This window comes from Rhodanobacter sp. UC4438_H5, assembly GCF_052978405.1.
Genome location: NZ_CM129672.1, coordinates 1,360,536 through 1,376,463 on the forward strand (window position 1 = coordinate 1,360,536; position 15,928 = coordinate 1,376,463).

Annotated in this window: 11 protein-coding genes; 4 read left to right on the plus strand and 7 right to left on the minus strand. The window is 68.2% G+C overall.

Annotated elements, in window-relative coordinates; translation table 11 throughout:
- Positions 1 to 40: 40 nt before the first annotated feature.
- The 4 genes from ACVCL9_RS06355 to ACVCL9_RS06370 form a co-directional block, all read right to left on the minus strand.
- Positions 41 to 3,544, minus strand: coding sequence for a class I SAM-dependent DNA methyltransferase (locus ACVCL9_RS06355; protein WP_447099558.1), 3,504 nt, complete (start codon positions 3,542 to 3,544; stop codon positions 41 to 43).
- Positions 3,545 to 3,668: 124 nt separating this feature from the next.
- Entirely contained in the window at positions 3,669 to 4,040 is a 372-nt protein-coding gene (locus tag ACVCL9_RS06360) for an ArsR/SmtB family transcription factor (RefSeq protein ID WP_447098732.1), read from the minus strand.
- A gap of 4 nt (positions 4,041 to 4,044) precedes the next feature.
- A complete protein-coding gene (arsB, locus tag ACVCL9_RS06365) occupies positions 4,045 to 5,130 on the minus strand; it encodes an ACR3 family arsenite efflux transporter (protein WP_447098731.1) in 1,086 nt (361 codons plus the stop codon).
- Complete coding sequence (locus ACVCL9_RS06370; RefSeq protein ID WP_447098730.1) at positions 5,127 to 5,630, minus strand: arsenate reductase ArsC; 504 nt, start codon at positions 5,628 to 5,630, stop codon at positions 5,127 to 5,129. The genes arsB and ACVCL9_RS06370 overlap by 4 nt, the downstream gene beginning before the upstream one ends.
- Before the next feature lie 73 nt (positions 5,631 to 5,703).
- Between ACVCL9_RS06370 and arsH the strand changes: the two genes are divergently transcribed.
- Positions 5,704 to 6,465, plus strand: a complete 762-nt coding sequence (gene arsH, locus ACVCL9_RS06375) for an arsenical resistance protein ArsH (protein WP_447098729.1) — start codon at positions 5,704 to 5,706, stop codon at positions 6,463 to 6,465.
- Between the two features lie 31 nt (positions 6,466 to 6,496).
- On the opposite strand, the gene ACVCL9_RS06380 is transcribed toward arsH, so the two are convergent.
- Complete coding sequence (locus tag ACVCL9_RS06380; protein ID WP_447099445.1) at positions 6,497 to 8,335, minus strand: ABC transporter ATP-binding protein; 1,839 nt, start codon at positions 8,333 to 8,335, stop codon at positions 6,497 to 6,499.
- 214 nt (positions 8,336 to 8,549) lie between these two features.
- Between ACVCL9_RS06380 and ACVCL9_RS06385 the strand changes: the two genes are divergently transcribed.
- The 3 genes from ACVCL9_RS06385 to ACVCL9_RS06395 all read left to right on the plus strand — a co-directional run bounded on the left by ACVCL9_RS06385 (position 8,550) and on the right by ACVCL9_RS06395 (position 12,363).
- Positions 8,550 to 10,949, plus strand: coding sequence for a DUF3772 domain-containing protein (locus tag ACVCL9_RS06385; protein ID WP_395118941.1), 2,400 nt, complete (start codon positions 8,550 to 8,552; stop codon positions 10,947 to 10,949).
- A 41-nt stretch (positions 10,950 to 10,990) separates the two neighbouring features.
- Positions 10,991 to 11,806 (plus strand): helix-turn-helix domain-containing protein, encoded by an 816-nt coding sequence (locus ACVCL9_RS06390; RefSeq protein WP_447098728.1) that lies wholly within the window; start codon positions 10,991 to 10,993, stop codon positions 11,804 to 11,806.
- Positions 11,807 to 11,940: 134 nt separating this feature from the next.
- Positions 11,941 to 12,363, plus strand: a complete 423-nt coding sequence (locus ACVCL9_RS06395) for a VOC family protein (protein WP_447098727.1) — start codon at positions 11,941 to 11,943, stop codon at positions 12,361 to 12,363.
- Positions 12,364 to 12,414: 51 nt separating this feature from the next.
- Here ACVCL9_RS06395 and ACVCL9_RS06400 read toward each other — a convergent pair whose 3' ends face one another.
- The gene (locus ACVCL9_RS06400; protein WP_447098726.1) at positions 12,415 to 14,061 is read right to left on the minus strand and encodes an alpha/beta hydrolase; all 1,647 of its coding nucleotides are present in this window, start codon (positions 14,059 to 14,061) and stop codon (positions 12,415 to 12,417) included.
- A gap of 46 nt (positions 14,062 to 14,107) precedes the next feature.
- Positions 14,108 to 15,808 carry a serine hydrolase gene (locus tag ACVCL9_RS06405; protein ID WP_447098725.1) on the minus strand — a complete coding sequence of 567 codons (1,701 nt, stop codon included), beginning with the start codon at positions 15,806 to 15,808 and terminating at the stop codon, positions 14,108 to 14,110.
- Between the last annotated feature and the right edge of the window lie 120 nt (positions 15,809 to 15,928).

Sequence of the window (15,928 nt, forward strand, 5' to 3'; positions counted from 1 at the left end):
TCCGCTGCCGTGGTGGCCGCTGACGCAGCGCCCGGTACCGTCATCGGCCGCTGTAGCGGCCGTCCTGTTCGCGGGCGCGGCCCAGCGCCACCAGCATGTCGAGCAGTTGCGGCAGGCGTTTCTTCCACGGGCCGCGGGCGGTGAAGCGGGTCGCCAGCGCGTCCGCGTCGAGCGCGACCGGACTGGCGGCGAGCGCGTCGGCTACGGCACGCACCTGGGCCACCGCGTCCTTCGGCCACGGCAGCGGCTTGGCCGCGGCGGCCGGTGCAGCGGCTTCGTCCCCGCCCTGCCCGGCGGCAAGCTCGGCCTGCTCCGGTGCCGCCTGCGCGGTCGGGTGCTGGAATGCGGGGCGCAGCCAGCGGACCAGGCCGCGCGCTTCTTCCGCCGCGCGTTCCGCATTGAGCGCCACCAGCCGTTCGAGGATCGCCTCGTCGAAGGCGCGCTTCGCCTCGTCGCGGCTGGCGCCATCGGCGGGCGCGTCATTACCGTGCGCCACGCGCAGCGGCGGCAACAGGTCGCCCCAGCCGTAGGCATCGAGCACCGCCGCGTCGATTTCGTCGTGCAGCTGGCGCAGCACCGAGACCAGGCCGTGCTCGTGGATCACCCGCTCCTTCGCCGTCAGCGGCTCGCCGCTGCGCAGCTTGTCCAGCACGTTGTACATGCCGGTGAGAGTGAGGTCGGGGTACGCAGCCTGCTGGCGTTTGCGGTGGGCGTCGAGTTGTTCGGCGAGGTTAGACAGGTGGGTTTGTTGTTGCTCGATCATCACTTTCGGGAATGGAAAGGGATCGAAGCAAAGCGTGTTGTTGTAGCGTGGAGTCGGCCCTAGGTCTGCACCTGCTGCTAGTGCCCACGTGGTGTGAACACAGCTCGACAACACGCCAAAGAGGGCAGCGTCGTCGATGGCAATTCCAAACAAGGAGCCGTCCCAGAGCCGATCCGCTGACACGAACGTGAAAGCCCGGTGCTTGGTAGTTTCTAAAGTTGCAACGTAGCGTCGGAGCCCCTTTAGTCCGTTTCGGATCACCGGCCGATCCCAGGCAAACTTCCACCATTGCTCGCGTATGGAAGGACGCGCGTTCTGGTCGCGGATCGGCTTCACCTCGGTCAAAAGTTTCTGATACGCCGCCGACGAAGTTGCCCTCGCTTGTTGTTCTGTCATGCCAAAGAAGTCGATGACGAGACGTCCTCCTGTTCCATTGAGCACATCCTTGGGCCCAACCATCAAGCGTCCAACAGGCAAGCCAGTTACTGGATTTATCTCAGGGAACGTATCGCCATCGTTCGCGTAGAAGCCGTCACCTACCAATTTGATTCCTTGACCCGAGAGGCCGCGGTTCGCGCGAAGGCGTGTGGCGCCAGCAACGTTGGCTCCAGCGGTCAGGTCGACGTGAATCGTTCCGAGTTTTGTATGGGTGACGATCTCGTATTCACCGGTCGACCCTTCAGTTTCGCCTAAAAGCGAGACCTGCCGGCCTGGCTGGGTTCCGGCTTGTCCAACGGTCATCGCAATTCGAACTGCCGCGCCATCTGCCGTATCCACCCACGGATGATCGGGGATAGCAAACACCAGGGACAGCGGCCGAGCCTTTCCTTTTCCCTCCGGGAGAAGGGAAGAAGACAATGCGGCTTCGATGACGCGGCGGTTGAAAGTCTGGCTGATCGAGTTCGTGGTGATGAAGCCGAAGCGTTGCAGCGCGCCGCGCTGCGTCAACACGGCAGCGTGATGCCACCAGTACATGACGAAATCGGCGGAATCGGGCATGTCCGGCCACGCACCGCGCAACGCTTCGACGTAGCCATCACCCAACGCCGCACGCATCCGCTTGTTGCCAATAAACGGCGGATTCCCCACCACGAAATCCGCCTCCGGCCACGCCGCCTTGCGCGGGTTCACGTAGCACTCCAGCGGCACGCGCTTGCTGTCGTCCGGCACGTCCTCGCCGGTGACGGGCGAGGGCTTCATGCTCACGCCGTCCCAGCGACTGACCGGCACGCCGCGTTCGTCGAGCACGTACTCCATGCGGTCGTAGGCCAGCACCGCGTCGCGGTTCTCGATGTTGCGGAAGTCGCGGATCACCGGTTGCGGCGGGTTGATGTCGCCGCGGGTGCGGTAGTGCCATTGCAGGTAGCCGATCCACAGCACCACTTCGGCGATGGCGGCGGCGCGCGGGTTCAGCTCGATGCCGAGCAGTTGGTGCGGGTCGACGGTTTCGCCGCCGAGCGCGTCGGCGCGCTCGCCATCCAGCGCCAGGCCGGTCTGGCGGTAGCCGAGTTCGTCCAGCGCGTTGAACACTTCGCCTTCGAGGCGCTTCAGGTGTTCCAGCGTGACGTAGAGGAAGTTGCCGCTGCCGCAGGCAGGGTCGAGCACCTTGACCGTGCACAGGCGGTGGTGGAATGCGCGCAGGGTCTTCACCGCCTCGTCGGCCTTGCCTTCGGCGGCGAGGGTGAGCGCGGCGGCATGGGCGTCGCTCCATTCGCCGCGCAGCGGCTCGATCACGGTGGGCAGCACCAGCCGCTCGACGTAGGCGCGCGGGGTGTAGTGCGCGCCGAGCTTGTGCCGCTCGCCGGGGTCGAGCGCGCGTTCGAGCAGGGTGCCGAAGATGGCCGGCTCGACGTGTTCCCACTTGGCCTTGGCCGCCTCGATCAGCAGCGCGACCTGCTCGCGGGTGAGCGGCAGCGTGTCGGGCTGCTTGAACAGCTTGCCGTTGAAGTGCAGCACCTCGCTGGCGATGGCGCCGCTGAAGCCGCCCTTGTCCATGTCGTGCCAGAGCAGGCCGAGCATGCGCATGGCGGTGTCGGGCTGGTCGGCGTATTTCAGCAGCAGGTCGCGGAAGCTGTCGCTCGGCAGCAGCTTCACGTCTTCGGCGAACATGGTGAACAGGCAGCGCATCAGGAACTGCGCGACCGCCTCGGCGCGGTGGCCGGCCGCTTCCAGGCTACGCGCCAGGGTGGCGAGCCGCGCGGCAATCTCGCGGGTGACGCGGGCGGATTCGCGACTGGGGTCGAGCGCGAGCGGGTCGGTCCAGATCGTGCGCAGGCGCGCGCGGATCTTTTCCTCGCGCAGCTCGTCGAGCGCGATGCGGTGGCTGCGCGGGTCGGGGAACGGCGTGTAGGTGGCGCCGGAGCGGCTGAACTCCGCATACAGCTCGATGCGGTTGCCCACATCCACCACCAGCAGGAACGGCGGGCGGCCCTCGCTGGCCGGCAGCGCGCGGGCGTACTGCTCGGCCTGGCTGCGTGCGCGCAGCATCGCGTCGTCGAAGCCCTTGGTGTGGGTGGGTGCCTTGAGCTTCTTCGCTTCGAGCACGAAGCAGCCGCGCTTGTACAAGTCGATGCGTCCGGCCGAGCTGCTGCCGTCGCCGTGACTGAAGGTGACCGGCCGCTCGAACATGTATTGCTGCTCGGCATCCGGGTGCGGCGCTTCCACGTCGAGCAGCCGGCACAGGTCCAGCGCGAAGCTCTGCGCGGTGGACAGCTCCGAGGCGGTGACGCCGCGCCATTTGGCGATGAAGGCGTCGGCGGCTTCCATGCGGGTGGTCGTCATGAGTGCTTCACCGCGACGGCGAGTAGGTGTTCCACGATCATTCCTTTCGATAGCCCCGCCGCCGAGGATATCCGGTTCCACGCCCTGCCCTCACTTCGCCGTCTGCGCCGCCGCGTGCAAAAGCTCAGGCCGAACCCGACCGCCGCTTGCCGACCGCGGCCACGCGCTTGGCCGGCGCGCTCTTGCGCGTGGCCGGTGCGCAGGTGCCACCGGACTGGCTGCAGCAGTGATCGGTGAGGTAGCCGACCAGCTCGTCCATCGTCTCGATCACCGGCGCGTAGTAGATGAAGCGCCCGCTCTGCCGGCTGCTCACCAGGCCCGCGTGCGACAGCTCCTTCAGGTGGAAGGACAGCGTGGCGTTGGGCAGGCCGAGCTTCTCCGCGATCGCGCTGACCGCCAGTCCTTCCGGCGCATGTTCGATCAGCAGCCGGTAGACCGCCAGCCGCGACTCCTGGGCGAGCGCGGCGAGGATGGTGATGGCTTGCCTGTTCTGCATGGCGCTACTCCCGGGCCGATTCATACCAGCGCTTGCTGCGGTTGACGATGCGCACCACCGACAGCATCACCGGCACCTCGATCAGCACGCCCACCACGGTCGCCAGCGCCGCGCCGGAATGCACGCCGAACAGGCCCACCGCCGTGGCCACCGCCAGCTCGAAGAAGTTGCTGGCGCCGATCAGCGCCGACGGGCCGGCCACGCAGTGCGGCACGCCGAAAAGGCGGTTGAGCCAGTACGCCAGGCCGGCGTTGAAATACACCTGGATCAGGATCGGCACCGCCAGCAGCGCGATGATCGCCGGCTGCGCGACGATCTGCCGGCCCTGGAAACCGAACAGCAGCACCAGGGTCGCCAGCAGCGCGCCCAGCGACACCGGCCCCAGCCGCTGCAGCAGTTTCTGCAGGCGCGCCTCGCCGCCATGCGCCAGCAGCCGGCGCCGCAGCAGCATGCTGAGCGCCACCGGCACCACGATGTACAGCAGCACCGACAGCAGCAGCGTGTTCCACGGCACCGTGATCGAGGAGATGCCCAGCAGCAGCGCCACGATCGGCGCGAACGCCACCACCATGATGGCGTCGTTCAACGCAACCTGGCTCAGCGTGAATGCCGGCTCGCCACGGCACAGGTTGCTCCACACGAACACCATCGCCGTGCACGGCGCGGCGGCCAGCAGGATCAGGCCGGCGATGTAGGAGTCGAGCTGCGCCGCCGGCAACTGGCCGGCGAACAGGTGGCGGATGAAGATCCAGCCCAGCAGCGCCATCGAAAAGGGCTTTACCGCCCAGTTGACGAACAGCGTGACGCCGATGCCCTTCCACTGCCGGCGCACGCCGCCGAGCGCACCGAAGTCGATCTTCAGCAGCATCGGGATGATCATCAGCCAGATCAGCACGGCGACCGGCAGGTTCACCTGGGCCACCTGCATGCTGCCCAGCGCCTCGAAGCTGCCGGGCAGCAGGTGGCCCAGCAGCGTGCCGGCGACGATGCACAGCAGCACCCAGAGCGTGAGCCAGCGCTCGAAGAAGCCGATGCGGGCACCGTCCGGAGAAACCGCGTCGGCGGCGAGTGCGGCGGATGGCTGGTTCATGCGTGGGCTTCCTCGCCGGTGAGGCTGCCGATGCGGTCGAGCGCCTCTTGCAGCTCGTCGCGGCCCATCGTTTCCACCGGCAGCTGCAGCAGCGCGGTGATCCGCCGCACGATCAGCGCGTACGCACGCCGGAATGCCGCGGCAGCGTCCGCGTCCCGCGCGGCAGCCGGATCGGGCAGGCCCCAATGGCTTCTCACGAAATCGCCGAACAGCACCGGGCAGGCCTCGCTGGCGGCGTTGTCGCAAACCGTGATCACGATATCCAGCGGCGGCGCGCCCGCTTCGGTGAAGCGGTCCCACGACTTGCTGCTGAGTCCTTCGGTGGCAATACCGTGCACCTTGAGCTCGTCGATCGCGTAGGGATTGACGCGCCCGGTCGGCTGGCTGCCGGCGCTGAACGCCGCGAAGCGCCCCGCGCCCAAATGATTGAGGGTGGCCTCGGACAGGATGCTGCGGGCCGAATTGCCGGTGCAGATGAACAGGACGCGACACGGGGGCATGGGCGACGGTTCCGGGTTGGCTTCTATATTTCCATGATTATAGAATTGTCAAACCAACGCAACAGGAACCGCCGTGATCCCGGACCTGCCCCACGTCGCCGCCGACGTACTGGACACCCCCAGCCTGGCCAAGCTGGCCCTGCCGGCCGACGCCGGCCACCCGCCGCGCATCCTGATCCTGTACGGCTCGCTGCGCCCGCAGTCGTTCAGCCGCAAGCTGGCGCTGGAAGCCGAGCGCATCCTGCGCCACTTCGGCGCCGAGACGCGGGTGTTCGACCCGCACGAACTGCCGCTGCTGGACAGCGTGCCGGCCAGCCACCCCAAGGTGCAGGAACTGCGCGCGCTGTCGCTGTGGTCCGAGGGCCAGGTGTGGGTCAGCCCCGAGCGGCACGGCACGATCACCGGCGTGTTCAAGAACCAGATCGACTGGCTGCCGCTGGAAGACGGCAGCGTGCGGCCCACGCAGGGGCGCACGCTCGCGGTGATGCAGGTCTGCGGCGGCTCGCAGTCGTTCAACGTGGTCAACACCCTGCGCGTGCTGGGCCGCTGGATGCGCATGCTGACCATCCCGAACCAGTCCTCGGTGGCCAAGGCCTGGCAGGAGTTCGACGACGACGGCCGGATGAAACCCTCGCCGTTCTACGACCGCGTGGTGGACGTGATGGAGGAGCTGTTCAAGTTCACCCTGCTGGTGCGCGGGCGCAGCGACTACCTGGTCAGCCGTTACAGCGAGCGCAAGGGTGCCGCCGCGGCGAAGGCGCTGACGGCGGCGGCCGAGGTGCTGGAAAGCGCGCCGACGGCGGGCAAACCCGCCTGCTGCAGCGGAACGTGTTGAGCCCGCGACTCCCGCCTGCCGCAACCGCCGATTAGACCGGCGCGTCCTCCGCCGCCACGAAGCCACCGGTTTGCCGCTTCCACAGCCGCGCGTACAGGCCCTCGTGCGCGATCAGCTCGGCGTGCGTGCCGGTCTCGACGATCTGTCCCTTGTCCAGCACCACCAGCCGGTCCATCCGCGCGATGGTAGAGAGGCGATGGGCGATCGCGATCACCGTCTTGCCCTGCATCAGGATGTCCAGGCTGTCCTGGATCGCCGCTTCCGCCTCGGAGTCGAGCGCCGAGGTCGCTTCGTCCAGCACCAGGATCGGCGCGTCCTTCAGCAGGACGCGGGCGATCGCGATGCGCTGGCGCTGGCCGCCGCTGAGTTTCACGCCGCGCTCGCCGACCAGCGCGTCGTAGCCGCGACGGCCCTCGCCATCGCTGAGCTGCGGGATGAATTCGTCGGCGCGCGCCTTGCGCACGGCCTCGGCCACCTGCGCTTCGCTGGCATCGGGACGGCCATAGAGCAGGTTGTCGCGGATCGAGCGGTGCAGCAGCGAAGTGTCCTGGGTGACCACGCCAATCTGCGAGCGCAGGCTTTCCTGGGTGACGTGTGCGATGTCCTGGCCGTCGATCAGGATGCGCCCGGCCTCGAGGTCGTACAGCCGCAGCAGCACGTTGACCAGGGTGGACTTGCCGGCGCCGGACGGGCCGACCAGGCCGATCTTCTCGCCCGCGCGCACGTCCAGATCCAGCCCGGCGATGACGCCGCCACGCTTGCCGTAGTGGAAGTGGATGTGCTCGAAGCGCACCGCGCCGTTGGTCACCTCCAGCGGCATCGCGCCTTCGCGGTCCTGCACCGCGCGCGGCTGCGAGATGGTGGTGATGCCGTCCTGCACGGTGCCGACGTTCTCGAAGATGCCGTTGACCACCCACATGATCCAGCCGGACATGTTGTTGATGCGGATCACCAGCCCGATCGACAACGCAATCGCCCCGGTGGTCACCCGCCCCTCGCTCCATAGCCAGATCGCCAGCGCCGAGGTGCCGGTGATGAGGAAGCCGTTGAGCGCGGTGATGCTGACGTCCATGGCCGTCGTCAGGCGGGTCGTCAGGCGATGCTTGTCGATCAACTCGCCCATCGCCTCGGCCACGTACGCCTCCTCGCGGCGCGTATGGGCGAACAGCTTCAGCGTCATCACGTTGCTATAGCCGTCGACGACGCGGCCCATCAGCTTCGATTTCGCCTCCGAGGATTTCCACGAGCGCTGTTTCACCCGCGGAATGAAGAAGGCCAGCAAGCCGATGTAGCAGAAGATCCACGCCGTCAGCGGTACCGCCAGCCAGCCGTCGGCCTGCGCGAACAGCGCGATGGCGCTGCCGGTGTAGATCACGATGTACCAGATCGCGTCCACGATCTGCACGGCCGAATCGCGCAGCGAGGCGCCGGTCTGGATGATGCGGTTGGCGATGCGCCCGGCGAAATCGTTCTGGAAGAAGCCCAGGCTCTGGCGGATCACGTAGCGATGGTGCTGCCAGCGGATGCGGTTGGTGAGGCTGGGCAGGATCGCCTGGTTCACCAGCAAGTCGTGCAGGCCGCCGAGCAGCGGCCGCGCCACCAGTGCGACCAGCGCCATCCAGATCAGCGCCTGGCCGTGCAGGCGGAACAGGTCCGCCGGCGTGCCGCTGGCCATGTCCACGATGCGCCCGATGAAGCCGAACAGCGACACCTCCACCACCGCCACGCCAAAGCCGACCACCAGCGTGGCGGCGAACACCGGCCACACCTGGCGCAGATAGAACACGTAGAAACGCCACACCGGCCGCGGCGGCATGCCGTCGGCCGGTTCCTTGAACGCGTCGATGAGGGATTCGAACCAGCGAAAGATCATGGGCGGCACGCAGCAGGCAGGTTCTCTAGCGTGGGTGCGCGGCTGGCTGCATGCAAGGACCCACGCGTGACCAGCGGCGGCGACTGCGGCAGGCCAGGCGCGCTTGCCCGCGCGAGCCACCGCGCAACCAAGCTGAACCGTCGCCGTGCCTTCCGCCGCGCAGGACGCCAACACGATTGACCGCCTGTCGCACCGCTCCGATCATGCGCGGATGCCCACACCATGCCGCTTCCTCCTGCTCGCCCTGCTCGCCTGCGGCAGCCTCGCCGTGCACGCCCAGCAAGGCGACGCCGCGCCGGCATCGGCGGCGAGCGCCGCCACGCCGGCGCAGTCGCTGGAGCAGTTGGACGATCGCCTCGATGCACTCAAGGCAGCACTGAAGGACAAGCAAGCCGCCAGCTCGCTCGGCGACCTGCGCAACGACGCGCTGGCGGTGCAGGACCAGGCGCGGCAACTGGCCAGCGACCTGGCGCCCCAGCTGGCCGCGCTGCAGGCGCAGCTCGACGTGTTGGGCCCGCCGCCGGCCAAGGGCGCGGCGCCGGAAGCGCCGCAGGTCGCGGCCCAGCGGCGGCAACTGGACAAGGCCGGCGCCGCGCTGGATGCACGGATCAAGCAGGCGCAGCTGCTGGGCCAGAACGCGCTGCAACTGGCCGCGCAGATCACCGGCATGCGCAACGACGCGTTCCAGGCGCGGCTGGCCTCGCGCACGGCATCGCCGTTCGGCCGCGCATTCTGGAGCGAGCCGGCGCGCAGTTTTCCCGATGACCTGGCACGGCTGGACCGCCTCGGCGGTCGCGTGGCCGATGCCTGGAGCGAGGCGTGGGAAGCGCCGAACCGCACGCCACTGCTGCTGTGCCTGATTGGCGCGTTGCTGTGGCTTGGCGTGGGCCGCTGGCTGCTCGACCGGCTGCTGTTGCGCCTGGCCACGCGCCACGTGCCGGACGGCCATCTGCGCCGCAGCGCGATGGCGGTGGCGGTCGCGCTCACCGCGCTGCTCACCACCGGCATCGCCGCCCAGCTGGCGTACCTGGGCCTGAACTGGAACGACATCCTCGCACCGGACCTCGACGCGCTGGCGCGCTCGGCGGTACGGCTGGTGCTGTTTGCGGCGTTTGTCACCGGGCTGGGCCGCGCGCTGCTCTCCGTGCGCCGGCCGAGCTGGCGCCTGCCGCCGCTGTCCGACCTGGCTGCGCAGCGCCTGCGCATGCTTCCCTGGCTGCTCGGCGCCGCCGCGTTGCTGTTCGGCCTGGTCGAGCGCATCAGCCGCACGATCGGCTCCAGCTTGCCGACCACGGTGGCCACGCGCGGCGCGGTGGCGCTGGTGGTCAGCGGTCTCATCGCGGCGGGCTGGTGGCGTTTGCGTGGGGCGCGGCGGCAGGCGGCGGCCGAGGGCGTGGTCGAACATCAGCCGTTGTGGGTCGGCGCGCTCGGTGCCGGCGCAGTGCTGGGCGTGCTGGTGAGCTGGCTGGGCGTGGCCACCGGTTACATCGCGCTCGCGTTCTTCGCCGCGGTGCAGATGCTGTGGGTCGGCGTGGTGGTGGCCAGCGCGTGGCTGCTCGGCCACCTGTTGAACGACCTGATCCACGTGGCGCTGTCGCCGCACGAACGCGGCGGCCAGCGGCTGCAGGCATCCTTCCAGCTGGCGCCGCATGCGCTGGACCAGGCCGCCACCCTGCTCGCCGGCATCGCCAAGGTGCTGCTGACCCTGCTGGCCATCGCCATCGTGCTGACCCCGTTCGGCGCCGGCCCGGGCGACCTGCTGGCCAGCGCCCTACGCACCTTCGGCAACCTGAAACTGGGCGATCTGCCGATCAATCCCGGCAACATTTTCCGGGCGGTGCTGGTGCTGGTGGGCGGCGGCGTGCTGCTGCACATGCTCAAGCGCTGGCTGCGCGAGCAGTTGCTGCCCAAGTCGACGATGGAACCGGGCATGCAGGATTCCATCGTCACCCTGCTCGGCTACCTCGGCGGCCTGCTGGTGCTGGTGCTGACCCTGGCCGCGCTGCACGTCAACCTGACCAGCATCACCTGGATCGTCAGCGCGCTGTCGGTGGGCATCGGCTTCGGCCTGCAGGCGATCGTGCAGAACTTCATCTCCGGCCTGATCCTGCTGGTGGAACGGCCGGTGAAGGTGGGCGACTGGGTCAGCCTCAACGAGGTCGAGGGCGACATCCGCCGGATCAACGTGCGCGCCACGGAGATCCAGTTGTGGGACCGATCCACCGTGATCGTGCCGAACTCGCAGCTGATCACCGAGAACGTGCGCAACGTGACCCAGGCCAACGCGCTGGGCCGCGTGCAGATCAAGCTGCCGATGCCGCTGGACACCGACGCCGACAAGGTACGGGCACTGGCGCTGGAGGTGCTCGGCGCACACCCGGGCACACTGGCCGCGCCGGCGCCCTACGTGCAACTGGAGGGCCTCGATGCCGGCTCGATGACCTTCAACTGCGTGGCCTACGTCGGCAGCCCGCGTGACACCGGCGGCGTCAAGAGCGACCTGCTGTTCGAACTGCTGCAGCGCCTGCGCCGCGCGCGACTGCCGCTGGTGCGCGCGCAACTGGTGCGCACCCTGCCACCGCTGGCCGAGGAAGACGAACAGACGGGCTGAGCCGGCACGCCAGACCGCCGCGTATCCACGGAGACGAGCCGATGGGATTCCAGTACTACCTGCCCGGACCACCGCTGGACAAGCTGATCGCGAAAGTGTGGGACTGGGACATGCCGCCCGCGGCGCATCGCCACGAGCGCGTGCTGCCGCAACCCGGGGCGCAGCTCATCATCAACCTGCACGAGGACGAAACCCGTGTCTACACCGATGACGCGGCGCGGCGGTGTATCCGCTCGTCCGCCTGCGTGCTTGGCGGCCCCACCCTGCGCAGCGAGATCATCGACACCGCCGAACAGATCCGCGTGATGGGCGTGGTGTTCCGCCCGGGAGGCGCCCACGCGCTGACCGGCGAGGACGCCACCACCCTGATCGGACGGGATGTCGACCTGGGTGACTTGTTCGGGCCGGCCGCCGCGCTGCTGCGCGAGCAACTGCTGGAAACCCCCGCACCACGGGGCCGCCTGCGCCTGCTGACCCGGTGGCTGGTGCGACGCCTGCACAGCACCGCCTTGCATCCCGCCATCGCCTACGCGCTGGATCGGTTGGCCGACCCGCCGCAGGTGCAACGCATCGCGCCGCTGGTACGCGAGGCAGGCTTGTCCGAGCGCCGCTTCGGCATGCTGTTCCAGCACCAGGTGGGCATGCGTCCCAAGCACTACACGCGGCTGCTGCGCTTTCGCGCGGTGGTGGATCATGCGGCAGCGCAGTCGGCGGTGAACTGGAGCCAGGTGGCGGCCGATGGCGGCTATTTCGACCAGGCCCATTTGACCCACGAGTTCCGCCAGTTCGCCGGCGTCACGCCGACCGCATTCATGGCTGCGCGCGGTCCCTACTCCAACCACCTGCCGCTCGATTGAGCGACGGAAATCTACAAGACCGCCACGCCTCGCGGGGATAGTCTGGCCCGCGTCCCTGAGGACCGCGACGTCGTTTCGCGCCGGCGCAATGACGACACCACCCACCTTGCGAGAATCCACCACGGAGATAACCCATGGAACAGTCCGGCGGCAGCACCATCATCCCCTGCCTGCGCTACCGCGATCCCCACGCGGCCATCGACTGGCTCTGCCAGGCCTTCGGTTTCGAACGGCACGCGGTTTACGAAAACGACGCCGGCGAGGTCGAGCACGCGCAACTGGCCTACGGCCGCGGCATGGTCATGCTGGGCGGCGTGCGCGACAACGAGTTCGGCCGGCACATCGCGCAGCCCGACGAGATCGGCGGCCGCGAAACGCAGTGTGCCTGCGTGACCGTGACCGACTGCAAGGCCCACTACGAGCGGGCAAAGGCAGCCGGCGCGGTGATCGTCGACGACTACGCCGAGAAGGACTACGGCGGCGCCGGCTACAGCTGCCACGACCCGGAAGGCCACCTCTGGTACATCGGCAGCTACGACCCGTGGCAGCCGGAATGAACCGAAAACGCGCGGGCGGCGGGCGGTGCCCGCCCCACGGCGCGATGAGGATCAGGGCGTGACGACGGGCTTCAGCCTGGAGTCCGGCCGCGCGATCGCATACATCGCCCAGCTGATCTGCTTGAGCAGGCCGTGGTGGTCCTCGCCGATCCAGTACAGGTTGCCGTGGGTGCGATCAGGCAGGAAGCGGAACTCCGTCTTCGCTCCCAGGCCATCGAGCACGGCCTTCAGCTTGTGCGCGGAACCGTCGAGATAGAACGTGTCGGCCGTGCCCACGTAAAGATGGATCTTGCCGTCCAGGTCGGGCTTCAGCTGCGGCCATTGCTGCTGCAGGCGGTGCGCGATGTCGTAGTGATCACGCCAGTACGCCACCACCGCCGGGTCGACGGCGCCGGTGTCGCGATCGAACATCGGCACGGGCCGGCCATCCTCACCGCGCGGCGAGAATACCCACTCGAACGACGCCAGCTGGCCGCCGTAGCTGCCCAGCACGCGTTCGAGTTTCGCGAACTGCTCGAAGGTGCCCAGCACCTTGTCGTGGTTGCGCACCAGCGGGTAGGCCGAGCCGTCGGGCCGGCGGTAGACGTTGGCGTGCGGCGCGTAAAGATCCACGCCGGTGAAATCGTGAAAGTCACTCGGGTCGGGCGAGGTCGACCAGGTGCCTCCGAACAGCTTCGGGTAGCGCGTCTGCAGCCACAGCGTGGCCCAGCCGCCGGAGGAGTGGCCGTTGAGGAAGCGGCCGTTGGCATCGCCATCCATGCGGTAGTGCGCTTCGAGATGCGGGATCAGCTCGGTGGTCAGCGCCAGTCCCCACGGGCCGTTGTTGACCGAGTCGGCAAACTCGTGGGTGCCGGTGGGGCTGGACTCGTCGAGGAACACCCAGATCATCGGCGGCATCTGCTGCTTCGCCATCGCGGTGTAGACGGTGACGACCGGGCCGATCACGCGCTCGTTGTTGCCGCCGAAACCCTGCGTGTAATAGACGGTCGGGTAACGCGCGGCAGCCGCGGCGTCGTAGCCGGGCGGGGTCAGCACCCAACCGCGCATGTGGATCGGCCGGCCCCAGAACGCACTCAGCGACGGACTGGTGAAATCGACCAGGTGCGCGTGCGGACGAGCGGCGGCCACGCTTTCGCGCATCGCCGGCGGGGCCGAATCCGGCACGGCCCAGGGATCGCCGTCCGTCGGCAACGCTTTCGCCAGGACCAGTTCCGGCACGCCGGTCGCCGGCAGATGCAGCCTGACCACGTCGCTGACCAGATCGCCGGCACCACGCCCGGTGTAGTTGTAGTCATGGTTCACGTCGAGCACGGCCTGCACCAGGTAATCGCCCGGCGGCAGCTGCGACCACTCCGCGGGATACGCCATGCGGTTGGTGTCGATGTCGATCGCCTGCCCCGGCGCCCAGTGGTCCACCTCGCGCGCGGCCACGCTGGTCACCGTGCCGCTGAACGGATCGGCGTCGACCGACTCGACCACGCTGCTCTTGCCCTTGGACTCCGCTTCGGCCGCCGCCTGCGCCGCCTTGGCATCGACCGCGAACAGCAGCAGCCGGCCCGAAGTCGCTTGCGTGCTGGCCGCACCCAGTTCGACGCGGATGTAGCGATGTTCCAGCGCCTTGTCGCTGCGTGCCTGGGCAACGCCGACGAGCAAGCCGAAAGCCAGCAAAATCGCCCCGGCGTGACGACGATGATTCATGTCCCTTCCCCTTCGGCGTGGACGCCGCGAACGGCGCCGTGATGGATCACTTGCCTGCTGACGCCCCGGTGGCAGCCTCCACCGGCACCAGTCGCAGGTCCTGGAAATCGAAACTGAAATCGGTCAGCGGCGAGATCGGCTGCATGCGCACTTCACGGATCTTGCCGTCCATGTCCAGCGCGAAATCGACGAAGGCATCGGCGTCCAGCGAGCGGTCATCCCAGCGCACGGTGAAGCTGTCGTGTTGCCACGGCGTCAGCGTGCCGACCAGCTGTTCGGTCTTGCCGAAGCGCATGCGCAGCTTGCCGCGCTCCTGGCTGATGATGACGTCGCCGTACCACGGGTCGCGATACGTGCCGGCGTAGTCGGCCAGCGGCAGCGAGGGTTTGCTGCGCTTGTCGCGCGCCTGCTCGTGCTTCGCCACGCTGTCGTCGGCCTTGGCCTGGGCGTGCTGCACGGCCTTCTGGTACACGGCCACCCAGTCGGTCTTGTGCGAGGGGTTGAGGTAGGCATCGAGCACGCGATACGTCACCGCGTTGAATGCGGCGCCGGACTGCTGGTTGGTCAGCACGACCACGCCCAGCTTGAGTGAAGGCACCATCGTCACCCGGGACACGAAGCCGGGCCAGCCACCGGTATGCCAGACCAGCTTGCGGCCCTGGTATTGGCCGAGGAACCAGCCTTCGCCATAGCCGTAGTAGTCCGGCGTCAGCGGCTCCAGCTCGGGGATCGACGCCTTCCTGATCGGTATCGGCGTCAGCATCGACCACATCTCGTGGTGGCTCTTCTCGGAGAACACCCGCCGCGGCTTGCCGTCGGCGCCCACGGTCGGCAAGGCGCCGCCGGCCAGTTGCACGTTCATCCACTTGGCCAGGTCATGCACGCTGGAGTAGATGCCGCCAGCACCCGGATCATTGAGCCAGGCCATCGGCGGCACCGGCTTGATGTCCTTGAACTCGTACGGGGCATGACCGGCAGCCACGTCCATGCCGGGCTTCAGGTAAGTCATGTCGATCAGCGACTCCTCCATGCCCACCGGCTTGAACAGGTGCTCGCGCACGTAGTCGGCATAGCTCTGGCCGGAAGTCTGTTCGATCACCAGGGTGGCCACCGCGAACAGGATGTTGTCGTAGGCGTAGTGGCTGCGGAAACCGTTCTTCAGCGGCACCTTGGCCAACCGCTCGACCACTTCCCTGGTGGTGTACGAGGACGGCGGCCAGTACAGCAGATCACCCGCGCCCAGACTCAGGCCACTGCGGTGCGCCAGCAGGTCGCGAATGCGCATCTCGTGCGTCACGTACGGATCGGACATGCGGAACCAGGGCAGGTGGTCGATCACGCGGTCGTCCATGTCCAGCTTGCCCGCGTCGGCCAGCTGCTGCAGCGCCGCGGCAGTGAAGGCCTTGGTGTTGGAGGCGATCGCGAACAGCGTGTGCGCGTCGACCGGGTCCGGCTTGCCCAGCTCCTTCACGCCGAAGCCGCGCTCCATCACCACCTTGCCGTTCTTGACGATGGCCACCGCGATGCCGGGCACCTCGAAGGTCTTCAGCGTATCCGCCATGTAGGCGTCGAAATCCTGCAGCTGCGCCGGCAGCAGCGGCTGCACGATGTCGCCGGTCGATACCGGCGGCGGCAGCTGCTGCGTGGCCGGAGCCTGCGCCAGCGCCGACGCGCCGAGGACCAGCAAGGCATGGCCGGCCAACAGCCGGAACGACAGCGCACGCACGGACCCGAATCGCTGGACCATCGAAGTTCTCCCCCAGGGCGACGACCCGCGCACTATCGCGAGAAATCGCCCGCAAGGCCAGCCCGGCATCCAACTCGACGCCGGCCGCGCAAGCCGCGATCATGCGCGGATCGGCAAGCG

Bases quoted from the DNA above. Each gene is read 5' to 3' on its own strand.
- ACVCL9_RS06355 (WP_447099558.1), bottom strand. From the start codon at position 3,544: ATGACGACCACCCGCATGGAAGCCGCCGACGCCTTCATCGCCAAATGG.
- ACVCL9_RS06360 (WP_447098732.1), bottom strand. From the start codon at position 4,040: ATGCAGAACAGGCAAGCCATCACCATCCTCGCCGCGCTCGCCCAGGAG.
- arsB (WP_447098731.1), bottom strand. From the start codon at position 5,130: ATGAACCAGCCATCCGCCGCACTCGCCGCCGACGCGGTTTCTCCGGAC.
- ACVCL9_RS06370 (WP_447098730.1), bottom strand. From the start codon at position 5,630: ATGCCCCCGTGTCGCGTCCTGTTCATCTGCACCGGCAATTCGGCCCGC.
- ACVCL9_RS06385 (WP_395118941.1), top strand. From the start codon at position 8,550: ATGCCCACACCATGCCGCTTCCTCCTGCTCGCCCTGCTCGCCTGCGGC.
- ACVCL9_RS06390 (WP_447098728.1), top strand. From the start codon at position 10,991: ATGGGATTCCAGTACTACCTGCCCGGACCACCGCTGGACAAGCTGATC.
- ACVCL9_RS06395 (WP_447098727.1), top strand. From the start codon at position 11,941: ATGGAACAGTCCGGCGGCAGCACCATCATCCCCTGCCTGCGCTACCGC.
- ACVCL9_RS06400 (WP_447098726.1), bottom strand. From the start codon at position 14,061: ATGAATCATCGTCGTCACGCCGGGGCGATTTTGCTGGCTTTCGGCTTG.
- ACVCL9_RS06405 (WP_447098725.1), bottom strand. From the start codon at position 15,808: ATGGTCCAGCGATTCGGGTCCGTGCGTGCGCTGTCGTTCCGGCTGTTG.